This window comes from Paenibacillus sp. FSL R5-0341, from assembly GCF_037975235.1.
Classification (GTDB): Bacteria; Bacillota; Bacilli; order Paenibacillales; family Paenibacillaceae; genus Paenibacillus; species Paenibacillus amylolyticus_A.
The window spans coordinates 5722138-5733990 of sequence record NZ_CP150241.1; the positions used below are offsets into that span (position 1 = coordinate 5722138).

Genomic DNA, 11853 nt, shown 5'->3' on the forward strand with positions numbered 1-11853 from the left:
TCACTTATCCTTTCATCCTATACTACCTATATTTATTGTATCACGTATCACGCACAGTCTCATTTTCACGGGCATTCTGCAGTGTACGTATCTCTTGCTGCAATCGTTCGAGTTCTTGTTGCATACTACGCAAGGAGTCAACGACCGGATCGGGTAACTGTTGACTGAGGCGATCTACCCGTCGACCATCCTGTTTAACAATTCTACCCGGTATGCCTACCACGGTACTGTTGGAAGGGACTTCCTTAAGTACAACGGAGTTCGCACCAATGTTACATTGATCCCCCACGCTAAATGAACCCAGCACTTTGGCTCCGGATGAGATAACCACATTATTACCAATGGTCGGATGTCTCTTTCCTTTTTCTTTCCCTGTTCCGCCAAGGGTAACCCCCTGATAGATAACGACATCATCGCCAATCTCACATGTTTCTCCAATAACGACGCCCATTCCATGGTCAATAAACAACCGATTTCCGATCGTAGCTCCAGGGTGTATCTCAATTCCTGTCATAAAACGACTAACCTGCGAAATGAACCGGGCAACTGAGAACCATCTTCGCTTGTATAAAAAATGAGCGATCCGGTGTGCCCATATTGCATGCAGCCCTGAGTAGGTGAATACCACCTCAAACCATCCTCTGGCCGCCGGGTCGTTTTCAAACACCACCTGGATATCTGATCTGATCTTCTTGAACATGCTCGTTCCCCTCTTGTTCAGGTTCCCGTCCTCCGGCTTACCGGACGGCGCGTTCCTTGGTAGTGTACTGCACACTCGCCTAAACAAAAAACGCCCCTGCAGCATTTAGCTGCAGAGGCGTTTATCGCGGTCCCACTCTGCTCGGTTCATCCTCAAATAGAATGAGCCCTCAAGCGGTTTGGTAACGGAAACCAATCGTCACAACCTATCCTAACGTTTTCCCATGTCAAGATGACAAAGGCGGGGCTGGATTCGGCTGTGCAGCTCACGGGCGCATTTCGACTGCTGGACAGTGGATGGCTCACAGCCACCGCAACCAAAGAAATCTTCCTTTGCTGCGGGACCATCCTCTCTGAATCTGTCCGGGTCAGTCTACTCCTCCCGATCTTTGCTGTTCTATTAGATAAATCATATCAATTATTCGTTGTGTTGTTATTATAGCGAAAAGGCCTCAGACTGACAACAGCCTCCTACGTAATCCATACATCATAAGACTGTGCTCAGATTCCAAATTAATGGAATATCGTCGATTAAGCTTATTTTACTTGCGCAAGCAAACGTTCGATCACCGTATCACGGCCCAGAAGCACAATCGTTTGATTCAAATCCCGTCCATGCGTCTGTCCAGTCAAGGCTACACGAATTGGCATAAAGAGCTGTTTGCCCTTAAAGCCGGTTTCTTTCTGTACTTCCTTGATCAATGCAGCCATTTTGCTTGGAGTAAACTCTTCGCTCGCCTGCACTTTATCCGCAAATGCCTTCAGTACAGTTGGCACCTGTTCCTCCGCAAGTACTGCTTCTCCTTCGCTTTCCAGCTCCAGATTGGAACGGAAGAACACTTCCGACAATTCGACAATATCGGAGGCAGAATTCATCTGCTCCTGGTATAAGTGTACCAGCGTATATGCCCATTCTTTTTGTTCAGCAGATAGCTCGGAAGAAATACGTCCAGCCTTTTGCAGATGTGGAATGGCCATTTCGGCAATACGTTCCGGGTCAGCATGTTTGATATAGTGGTTGTTCAAGTGCGCCAGCTTGTGGGTATCAAATACCGCCGGGCTCTTGGACAGACGTTTCGTATCAAAAATGGAGATCAGTTGCTCTTGCGAGAAGATCTCTTCTTCCCCTTCTGGCGACCAACCAAGTAAGGAAATAAAGTTAAACATCGCTTCAGGCAAATAGCCGAGCTGATCATACTGCTCAATAAACTGAATAACGGACTCATCCCGTTTACTCAGCTTCTTGTGATTTTCATTCACGATCAGCGTCATATGACCGAATTGCGGCGGCTCCCAGCCGAGCGCTTCATAGATCATCAGTTGACGCGGCGTGTTCGAGATGTGATCTTCCCCGCGCAGAACGTGGGAGATCTTCATCAAGTGATCATCCACAGCAACGGCATAGTTGTATGTGGGAATGCCGTCTTTTTTCACAATGACGAAGTCGCCGGACTCCTTACTGTTGAATGAAATTGTGCCTTTAACCATGTCATCAAACGTATATGTGCGCTCTTCCGGTACACGGAAACGAATACTCGCTACGCGGCCTTCCGCTTCAAACGCACTAATTTGCTCTGGAGTCAGGTCACGGTGTTTGCCCGAATAACGTGGTGTTTCTCCACGTGCTGACTGTTCCTCGCGCTCTTGCTCCAATTCTTCTTCCGTACAGAAGCAGCGGTAAGCCAGACCCTTATCCAGCAATTCCTGCGTATATTTACGATAGAGATCCAGACGTTCCGTTTGACGGTATGGTCCGTATTCTCCGCCCACGTCAATACTTTCATCCCACTCGATTCCAAGCCATTTCAGGTATTTCAGTTGGCTTTCTTCACCACCGGCAATATTCCGTTTCACGTCCGTATCTTCAATACGAATAATGAATTTACCGTTATTATGTTTGGCATATAGATAGTTAAACAGCGCCGTACGGGCATTCCCGATATGCAGATGTCCCGTTGGGCTCGGCGCGTAACGCACACGAATTTCCGTGCTCATATGATCCCCTCCGTCACGAATTAATTGATGATATCACACACGTACAAGGCAAACAACGGATTGAGCGGCAATGCCCTCTCCCCGTCCCGGGAATCCCAGTTGCTCTGTCGTTGTTGCTTTCACGTTCACCTGTGTTACATCCGCTTCCAGTGCCTTGGCAATAACCTCAGCCATCTGTGGGATATAAGGAGCCATCTTTGGCTTCTGGGCAATAATCGTTGAATCGATATTCCCTAGCTTATACCCGCGATCCTTCACAAGCTGCCATACATGCTCCAGCAATTTCAGGCTGTCGGCGTCTTTGAATTCCGGATCGGTATCCGGGAAGTGTTTGCCAATATCCCCAAGTGCCAGCGCACCCAAAATGGCATCACTAATCGCGTGCAACAGCACGTCTGCGTCCGAGTGACCCAGCAGTCCTTTTTCATAAGGAATCGTTACTCCGCCAATAATGCACGGGCGTCCCTCTACCAGCTGATGTACATCAAATCCCTGTCCTACACGTATCATCGCTTCTTCTCTCCCCCCAGCAAAAACGCAGCATATTGCAAATCTTCCGGCGTTGTTAATTTGATATTGGTATAATTGCCTTCCACAACCTTGACCGACATTCCCTGACGTTCAGCCAGCATGGCGTCATCTGTCCCCAGAAATCCGTCCTGCTCGGCTGATTCGTAGGCGGAGAGCAGGGAAGAAAGACGAAAAGCCTGCGGGGTTTGAATGCTCCACAGACTGCTGCGGTCTGGCGTCGCCGTAACGACACCTTCCGCATTCACTTGTTTGATCGTATCCTTCACGGGAACGGCCAGTACAGACGCTCCACCAGATATGGCGGCCTCCATGCACCCCTTGATCTGCTCATGTTTCACAAAAGGACGTACCCCGTCGTGAACGAGAACCCAATCCGTCCCAAGTGCCTTCAGGCCTTTATGGACAGAATGTTGTCTCTCTTTCCCTCCGGGGATAACACGGACACGTGAATCCAGTTGGTATTCTTTTACCCAATCTTGGCAGCGTTCAACATCTGCAGCTCCTGTGACCAGCACCATCTCGTGGATCTCGTCCAGTGCAGCAAATACCTCAAGCGTATGTATGAAAACGGGCTTGTCCTGCAGCAACAGAAACTGCTTGCTCTCGGTCGTCCCCATCCGGGTTCCGCGACCTGCTGCCACAATGACAACGCCCCACCCTTTATCCATGCCGCAATCCCTGCCTTGTCTGTCAGTTTATCGTTCAGAGATGTAAAATATCTATCCGCGATATAAAATCTCGTTCAACGATACACTACCCATCATACCGCTTTATTGGGCTTTTTCCAACAGTTTCGGCTTGGCAAAAATCATTCGTCCCGCTGAAGTCTGCAGCACACTGGTCACCAGCACTTCCATCATCATGCCGATATACTCGCGTCCACCCTCCACAACGATCATTGTGCCATCATCTAGATAAGCTACACCTTGACCATGTTCCTTGCCATCCTTGATGATCTGCACCATGATCTCCTCACCCGGCAGAACGACTGGCTTGACCGCATTGGCGAGATCATTAATGTTCAGCACAGATACACCCTGGAGTTCACATACTTTGTTCAGGTTGAAGTCATTAGTGACCACTTTGCCCTGAAGCACTTTAGCCAGTTTAACCAATTTGCTGTCTACCTCAGAGATTTCCTCGAAGTCCCCCTCGTAGATCAGGACTTTGACATCGAGTTCCTTCTGGATTTTGTTCAAAATGTCCAGTCCACGCCGTCCTCTGTTCCGCTTGAGCAGATCCGATGAATCGGCAATATGCTGCAGCTCCTCCAGAACGAATTCGGGAATTACGATCGTGCCTTCAATAAAACCCGTTTTGCATATATCAGCGATACGCCCATCGATAATAACGCTGGTATCCAGAATTTTATGTTCTTCCATCCGTCTATCCTCGTCCACCTCCGGATGACCCCATCGCCCAGACATCCAAAAGGCCCCCAGATCGTCTTTCTTCGCCATGGCAAGGGTGTAGCCGGAATAGGCACTAATCACCGTCAGCGCCACTTGCAGCACTTCTCCTGCCGTCCCCATCCATCCCACAACAGGGTAGAGCAACAAGGCCACGAGCAATCCTGCAACGGTACCTGCCGCACCTGCAGCCAGTTCGTTCATAGGTACTTTTGCCAATGAATCAATTCCACTATGCAGCCTGTCTGCTATCAATGTACCACCAATGTTACATACAGCCATAAACATTACAGCTCCCAGCAGCGTCGATATCCCAGCTCCCAGTAATCCTGCTGACTGAATCCACTCCGCCATCCATGGGACCGATTTTCCTGCCAGATGATATGCCGTGTAGCCGAACCATGCACCGCACAATCCTGTAAAAGTTAAAATGCCTTTTTTCCACATTAGTCCCTGCACCTCCTTCAATGTATCTTGATCTTTATATCCAGTATGATCCAATTCCTGAATTGCTAATCCCATCCGCAAGAACTTTTTGGAAATGTTGCAATCGTCAGTTGAAAGTAGGTAAATTATTGGCATATAATGAATTCAATTCATATCCCGAGGTGAGTGGCAAAATGAGTACGCTAAGTTTACAGGCTTTCCAGGATCAAGTTTCTGAACTGTTGCTGCGTCATCGCAGCCTGATTGATGTACTGTCCAAAACGGGACAAGCCGGAGCGTCTGTTAACCGTGCCGTGTCCAAAGCCATTACCGAATGCGGCTGCATCGAGCTGCACGCCACCAAGCAGAAATATGCCCCGGAGAGCGATATCGCTCAAACCAAGGGCTTGCTGGAAACGCATGTGGAAGGTGAGTTGTGCGAGAACTGCCGAGAGGTCATCAGCTCTGAGCTGGGCCGGAACCTGTTCTACATGTCGGCTCTCTGCAATCTGCTGGACATCAACATGGAAGAGGTCGTGAATCACGAATCACAGAAGTGTTCGACGTTAGGGATGTTTAATCTGTCGTAAGAAGATATGTATGTCGTTCGTAAGGATTTCTTTTGCCGTAAATAGATCTGAATAAACAAAAAGCACGCATTCTCCTATTCAGGAGCGTACGTGCTTTCTTTGTATTGTGTCTGTCCCCAATGCGCAATGCTTAACGATCAGAAGGACGGGAAGATTTCTCATCTTTGCGCTTTTTGGCCCGGCTACGCGAGGCCGCTGTTCGCACATTATGCTTCATTCCATACAAGGCGTATAACACCAGCGGAATAAAAATCAATTTGGATAACTGCTCCGGGAAAATAACGGCTACGGCTATCGCAAATAACACAACCCATGGTGCAATCCAGATTGCCTTACGCGGCAAACCAACCTTTTTGAAATTGGGATACTTAAGCGAACTCACCATCAGGTAGGATAACAGCAACGTAGCAATCATCATGCTGATCGGACCGATATCCTTGTTAAACAAGGACAGTGTAGCCAGCACTCCGCCGGCTGCCGGAATCGGCAGACCTGTGAAATATCCGGGAATTCCGGGACGAACATTAAACCGAGCCAGACGAATGGCTCCACAGATCGGAAAAGCAGCTGTTGCAATCCAGGCGAGCATCGGCATCGAATCTTGAAATGACACCATAAATATGATCAGGGCTGGTGCTGCACCAAAGGAAACCATATCAGACAAGGAATCCAGTTCCTTGCCGAATTCGCTTTGGGCATTGAGCGCACGTGCCACACGGCCATCCAGACCGTCCAGCAGCATCGCTACAATGACCATAATAGCAGCCAAACTGTAATTTCCATCAATCGCAAGCAAAATCGCCATCATTCCAAGAAACAGATTACCCAGGGTAAAGAGATTCGGAATGAATCTGGTTAGCATTGTTGTTTCACCTCATCCATTTCAAGCCTTTATATAGGCAAACCCTTACATCTGTCTGTCGATAAACATCTGCTCCTGCAAACGTTTGAGGCCTTCCTTAATGGTCCGGGCACGAACTTCACCAATACCGTCCACTTCGTCCAGTTCTTCAATTGTAGCCATAATGACATGAGGCAATTGTTCGAATTGATCCACCAGGTTATGGATAATGACATTCGGCAGGCGGGGGATCTTATTTAATACCCGGAATCCGCGAGGTGCAACCGAATCTTCCGAAGTAGCCGCTGATGAAGGGTAGCCGAGCAGACGAACAATATGATGTGCATCCAGCAATTCATCATCCGACAACCTTTTCAGTCCCACGATAATTTCACGGATTTTGTCATCACTGTCGTCACGGGCATAGTCTTTGTATAGCAACCAAGCTTCTTCTTCCGTTGTGCCCACGAGCTCTTCCATTTGCATGGAGATGAGTCGTCCCTCATTCCCAAGTTCATGAATGTATCGTTTGATTTCCGTTTTGATCCGCATCACCATTTCGGTACGCTGAATCACATTGACCACTTCAGGAATCGTCACCAGTTCCTCAAATTCAGAGGCACTTAGATTCGTAAGGGACTGTGTTAATACAGCTTTGTATTTCTCCAGAGTTTGAATCGCTTGATTCGCTTTGGTCAAAATAACCCCGATTTCCTTGAGGGAATAACGAAGTGTTCCCTGATACAAGGTGATGATATTCCGACGCTGTGATATGGAAACCACCAATTTACCCGTTTGCTTCGCTACACGCTCTGCCGTCCGGTGACGAATCCCCGTCTCTGATGAAGAGATCGAAGAGTCCGGGATTAACTGGGTATTGGCGTAAAGAATACGCTTCAAATCCTCACTAAGAATAATGGCTCCATCCATCTTGGCGAGTTCGTACAGATAGTTCGGGGAGAAATCACAGTTTATCGAGAAACCCCCATCCACCACTTCCATTACTTCAGGGCTGTATCCTACAACAAGCAGTGCGCCCGTCTTGGCGCGCAGCACATTTTCCAGACCTTCGCGGAAAGGTGTACCTGGTGCGATCAGCCTTAACAACTCATTCATATTATCCAGTTGGCTCGAATCTTTCATCTTGTTATGCCCCCTAATCTAAAGCAACCGCTAGTGCATCTGCCACGGTATTCACACCGATCAGTTGTATCCCGCGAGGATGTTTCCAGCCCTTTAAGCTTTTTTCCGGTAAAATGACTCGCTTGAAGCCCAGCTTCGCGGCTTCCTTCACTCGTTGTTCGGCCCGTGATACGGCTCGAACCTCACCTGTCAGACCAATCTCGCCAAAGATGACGTCATCCGGCTTGGTCGGTACATCTCTCAAACTGGATGCAATGCTGACAGCAACCGCCAAATCGACAGCCGGCTCATCAAGCCTTACTCCTCCAGCTACATTCAGATACGCATCCTGGGTCTGTAAAAACATACCCATTCGTTTCTCCAGCACAGCAATGATCAGATTCAACCGATGCAGATCCACCCCTGTTGCCATACGGCGAGGAGAAGGGAAATGGGTCGTGGAGATCAACGCCTGCAATTCCACAAGCAGAGGGCGTGTACCCTCCATACTGGCAACTACCGTTGAACCTGCTACCCCTAGTGGACGTTCCGACAAAAAGAGTTCGGACGGATTGCCCACCTCACGAAGTCCATCCTCGCCCATTTCAAAAATACCAATCTCATTGGTGGAACCAAAACGGTTCTTCACCGCACGCAGCAAGCGATACGTATGATGCCGTTCTCCTTCAAAATAAAGCACGCAATCCACCATATGTTCTAACATACGTGGACCGGCAATGGCACCTTCTTTGGTAACATGCCCCACAAGAACCGTTGCAATGCCTCTGCCTTTGGCAATCCGCATGAACCTTGACGTACATTCCCTTACCTGTGCTACACTACCTGGCGCACTGGTAACTTCGGGAAGATATACCGTCTGAATGGAGTCGATGACAAGAAAATGCGGCTGGATCTGATCCACCGCTTCCTCTACACGTTCCATATTAGTTTCACACAGCACATACAACTCGGCAGAGAGTGCCCCGAGACGGTCCGCCCGCAATTTGGTTTGCTTGACTGATTCCTCACCGGAAACATATAACACACGCAAACCCGAGTGCGTCAACGCATGGGACGTCTGCAACATCAACGTTGATTTACCGATACCTGGATCTCCGCCCACCAGAACGAGGGAACCTGGAACGATTCCGCCACCCAATACCCGGTTCAACTCTCCGATTCCAGTCTGCACACGCGGTTCCTGACCGCTATCTATATCTATGATAGGAAGCGGTTTATCTTTACTGTCAAACAGGGGAGAATTTCTCCCTTGTGTTTTGACCACCGTCTCTGTTTCTTCCACCATTGAATTCCATGACTGACAACCCGGACACTTACCGTACCACTTGGGGGCTTCATAGCCGCATTCCGTACATTGAAACTTGGTTTTAACTTTGGCCACTTCAGCACTCCTATAATTTAGTTTTATAACAGCATTTTGCATTATTCGACGAATTTTGCCCAAACTCCCTGACGTGCAGGGTTACTAAAAGTTTACCATTGTTTGAGATTTTTCGTAAAGGATTATCGCAAACTTTACACATGTTCCTGACATAATCATGTCCGTCTTCTGTCCAAAATGCAAAAAATCCTTCCCGGCCGAAGCCGAGAAGGATTAAGGATCCACTACAAGCTGGAGTTCAACTCCAAAGCTTGTTATATATTATTTGGTTTCGATTTCCTCATTCGAAGGAACAACCACGTCTTTTTTCGTAACAGACAGTGCACCGTTCTCTTCGTCGATGAGCAATGAATCCCCTTTGGTTACGTTACCTGTGAGCAACTCTTCAGACAATTTGTCCTCGATATGCTTCTGAATTGCCCGACGAAGCGGACGTGCACCGTAAGCTGGATCAAAGCCGGCTTTGGCAAGGAAGTCCTTCGCATTGTCGGTGAGTTCGAAGTCAACTTCGTATTCACGCAGCCGTTTGCGAAGTTCCTCACTCATGAGGGTAACAATCTCTGCAATGTGTTTTTGTTCCAGAGAGTGGAATACGATAATTTCATCAATCCGGTTAAGGAACTCTGGACGGAAGCTTTTCTTCAGCTCATCCATAACTTTACCCTTCATGTTATCGTAATCCGCACCTGCATCCACAACCGCTGTGAAACCAAGTGTAGAGTTACGTTTGATCGCTTCGGCACCCACGTTGGATGTCAGGATAATCAGCGTATTCCGGAAGTCAACAACGCGACCTTTGGAATCCGTCAGACGACCATCTTCAAGCACTTGCAGCAAGATATTAAATACTTCTGGGTGTGCTTTCTCGATCTCATCAAGCAGGACTACAGAGTATGGTTTGCGACGAACTTTCTCTGTCAGCTGGCCACCTTCTTCGTATCCAACATATCCTGGAGGCGCTCCGACGAGTCGGGAAGTCGAATGTTTCTCACCATACTCAGACATATCAATCCGGATTACTGCATTTTCATCACCGAACATTGCTTCAGCCAGAGCACGAGCAAGTTCTGTTTTACCTACCCCAGTAGGACCGAGGAAGATGAATGAACCCATCGGACGTTTTGGATCTTTAAGTCCCGCACGAGCACGACGAACCGCACGGCTGACCGATTTCACAGCCTCATCTTGGCCAATGACCCGTTCATGCAGAATGGATTCCAGATTCATCAGACGTTGTGTCTCTTCTTCTTTTAGCTTGTTCACCGGAATTCCTGTCCAGTTGGCTACCACTTGTGCGATATCCTCAGGTGTTACTTCAGAATCCGTGCGACCTTGTTTTTCTTTCCACTGATTCTTCGTTACATCCAGCTCTTCACGGATTTTTTGTTCCGTATCACGAAGCGCTGCGGCTTTTTCGAACTCCTGGCTTTGAACTGCAGCGTCTTTTTCTTTACGGATATCTTCCAGACGGCTTTCCAGTTGTTTCAGGTTTGGTGGGATCGTGTAAGAATTCAATCTTACTTTGGAACCCGCCTCATCAATCAGGTCAATCGCTTTGTCTGGCAGGAAACGGTCTGTGATGTAACGGTCAGACAGTTTAACCGCCTGTACAATCGCTTCGTCCGTAATTTTCACGCGGTGATGCGCTTCATAACGGTCACGCAAGCCATGCAAAATTTGAATCGCTTCTTCCGGAGAAGGCTGATCGACAGTAATCGGTTGGAAACGACGCTCAAGCGCTGCATCCTTCTCGATGTATTTACGATATTCATCCAGTGTTGTCGCACCGATACATTGCAGTTCTCCACGGGCCAGAGCCGGTTTCAAAATGTTAGAAGCATCGATGGCACCTTCAGCTCCGCCTGCACCAATCAAAGTATGCAATTCGTCGATAAACAGGACAATGTTACCTGCTTGGCGAATCTCATCCATGATTTTTTTCAGACGATCTTCAAACTCACCACGATATTTGGTTCCAGCGACTACTGAACCCATATCCAGGGTCATTACACGTTTGTCGCGCAATGTTTCCGGAATCTCATTTGCAATGATTTTTTGTGCAAGGCCTTCAGCAATCGCTGTTTTACCTACACCTGGCTCACCGATCAATACCGGGTTGTTCTTGGTACGACGGCTGAGCACCTGAATGACACGCTCAATTTCTTTGCTACGTCCAATAACCGGGTCCAGGTTGTTCTCTCTGGCATAAGCCGTGAGGTCACGTGCCAGACTATCCAGCGTTGGTGTGCTTACATTGGCAGGTGTTCCATTATGACTGGATACAGCTTCACTGCTGCCAAGCAATTGCAGCACTTGTTGACGTGCTTTGTTCAGGCTAATTCCCAGGTTATTGAGCACACGTGCTGCAACACCCTCGCCTTCACGAATCAATCCGAGCAGGATATGCTCTGTGCCTACATAGGTGTGGCCCAATTTACGAGCTTCATCCATAGACAGTTCAATTACTTTTTTCGCACGTGGCGTATATGCAATGTTGGTAGGTTGCTCTTGGCCACGGCCAATCAGCGTTTCTACTTCATCCTGAATTTTTTCCAATCCGAGTCCCAGGCCGATCAGTGCTTTGGCTGCGATGCCTTCGCCTTCACGAATGAGGCCGAGCAAAATATGCTCAGTACCGATGTTATTATGACCGAGACGGACAGCTTCTTCCTGCGCGAGTGCGAGCACCTTTTGGGCCCGTTCCGTAAATCTTCCAAACATCATATCTCCTGCACCTCCATGGTTTTGGATAAAACGAGGGTCATGTAATAAAATAACCGTCGTATTCTTCATATCATTTTTGTTTGCAGCCGTGCTGCGAATAAAGTCATTTGGCAT

The 11853-nt window shown here is 48.2% G+C and carries 10 protein-coding genes; 1 reads left to right on the forward strand and 9 read right to left on the reverse strand.

The window, feature by feature from the left end; all coding sequences use genetic code 11:
- Positions 1 to 40: 40 nt before the first annotated feature.
- The 5 genes from cysE to MKX75_RS25920 form a co-directional block, all read right to left on the reverse strand.
- Positions 41 to 700, reverse strand: a complete 660-nt coding sequence (cysE, locus tag MKX75_RS25900; RefSeq protein ID WP_062836172.1) for a serine O-acetyltransferase — start codon at positions 698 to 700, stop codon at positions 41 to 43.
- Between the two features lie 536 nt (positions 701 to 1236).
- Positions 1237 to 2694, reverse strand: a complete 1458-nt coding sequence (gene gltX / locus MKX75_RS25905) for a glutamate--tRNA ligase (protein ID WP_076334125.1) — start codon at positions 2692 to 2694, stop codon at positions 1237 to 1239.
- A gap of 33 nt (positions 2695 to 2727) precedes the next feature.
- Positions 2728 to 3204: a 2-C-methyl-D-erythritol 2,4-cyclodiphosphate synthase gene (gene ispF, locus MKX75_RS25910; RefSeq protein ID WP_017692052.1), complete on the reverse strand. Its 477-nt coding sequence runs from the start codon at positions 3202 to 3204 to the stop codon at positions 2728 to 2730.
- Positions 3201 to 3893 carry a 2-C-methyl-D-erythritol 4-phosphate cytidylyltransferase gene (gene ispD, locus MKX75_RS25915; protein ID WP_339167368.1) on the reverse strand — a complete coding sequence of 231 codons (693 nt, stop codon included), beginning with the start codon at positions 3891 to 3893 and terminating at the stop codon, positions 3201 to 3203. Before ispD ends, ispF begins: the two co-directional genes overlap by 4 nt.
- 102 nt (positions 3894 to 3995) lie before the next feature.
- Positions 3996 to 5081 (reverse strand): PIN/TRAM domain-containing protein, encoded by a 1086-nt coding sequence (locus MKX75_RS25920; RefSeq protein WP_339167370.1) that lies wholly within the window; start codon positions 5079 to 5081, stop codon positions 3996 to 3998.
- A gap of 173 nt (positions 5082 to 5254) precedes the next feature.
- Here MKX75_RS25920 and MKX75_RS25925 point away from each other — a divergent pair, with 173 nt between their 5' ends.
- Positions 5255 to 5650, forward strand: coding sequence for a hypothetical protein (locus tag MKX75_RS25925; RefSeq protein WP_017692049.1), 396 nt, complete (start codon positions 5255 to 5257; stop codon positions 5648 to 5650).
- Between the two features lie 130 nt (positions 5651 to 5780).
- Here MKX75_RS25925 and pssA read toward each other — a convergent pair whose 3' ends face one another.
- The 4 genes from pssA to MKX75_RS25945 all read right to left on the reverse strand — a co-directional run bounded on the left by pssA (position 5781) and on the right by MKX75_RS25945 (position 11739).
- Positions 5781 to 6512 (reverse strand): CDP-diacylglycerol--serine O-phosphatidyltransferase, encoded by a 732-nt coding sequence (gene pssA, locus MKX75_RS25930; protein WP_062836169.1) that lies wholly within the window; start codon positions 6510 to 6512, stop codon positions 5781 to 5783.
- Positions 6513 to 6557: 45 nt separating this feature from the next.
- Complete coding sequence (gene disA / locus MKX75_RS25935; RefSeq protein ID WP_062836168.1) at positions 6558 to 7634, reverse strand: DNA integrity scanning diadenylate cyclase DisA; 1077 nt, start codon at positions 7632 to 7634, stop codon at positions 6558 to 6560.
- 13 nt (positions 7635 to 7647) lie between these two features.
- On the reverse strand, positions 7648 to 9015 hold the full coding sequence (gene radA / locus MKX75_RS25940; RefSeq protein WP_036671578.1) for a DNA repair protein RadA: 1368 nt from the start codon (positions 9013 to 9015) through the stop codon (positions 7648 to 7650).
- Positions 9016 to 9276: 261 nt separating this feature from the next.
- Positions 9277 to 11739: an ATP-dependent Clp protease ATP-binding subunit gene (locus tag MKX75_RS25945; protein WP_062836200.1), complete on the reverse strand. Its 2463-nt coding sequence runs from the start codon at positions 11737 to 11739 to the stop codon at positions 9277 to 9279.
- Positions 11740 to 11853: the final 114 nt, after the last annotated feature.

Excerpts from the sequence above, each read along its gene's own strand:
- cysE (WP_062836172.1), bottom strand. The coding sequence starts at position 700 with ATGTTCAAGAAGATCAGATCAGATATCCAGGTGGTGTTTGAAAACGAC.
- gltX (WP_076334125.1), bottom strand. The coding sequence starts at position 2,694 with ATGAGCACGGAAATTCGTGTGCGTTACGCGCCGAGCCCAACGGGACAT.
- ispF (WP_017692052.1), bottom strand. The coding sequence starts at position 3,204 with ATGATACGTGTAGGACAGGGATTTGATGTACATCAGCTGGTAGAGGGA.
- ispD (WP_339167368.1), bottom strand. The coding sequence starts at position 3,893 with ATGGATAAAGGGTGGGGCGTTGTCATTGTGGCAGCAGGTCGCGGAACC.
- MKX75_RS25920 (WP_339167370.1), bottom strand. The coding sequence starts at position 5,081 with ATGTGGAAAAAAGGCATTTTAACTTTTACAGGATTGTGCGGTGCATGG.
- MKX75_RS25925 (WP_017692049.1), top strand. The coding sequence starts at position 5,255 with ATGAGTACGCTAAGTTTACAGGCTTTCCAGGATCAAGTTTCTGAACTG.
- pssA (WP_062836169.1), bottom strand. The coding sequence starts at position 6,512 with ATGCTAACCAGATTCATTCCGAATCTCTTTACCCTGGGTAATCTGTTT.
- disA (WP_062836168.1), bottom strand. The coding sequence starts at position 7,634 with ATGAAAGATTCGAGCCAACTGGATAATATGAATGAGTTGTTAAGGCTG.
- MKX75_RS25945 (WP_062836200.1), bottom strand. The coding sequence starts at position 11,739 with ATGATGTTTGGAAGATTTACGGAACGGGCCCAAAAGGTGCTCGCACTC.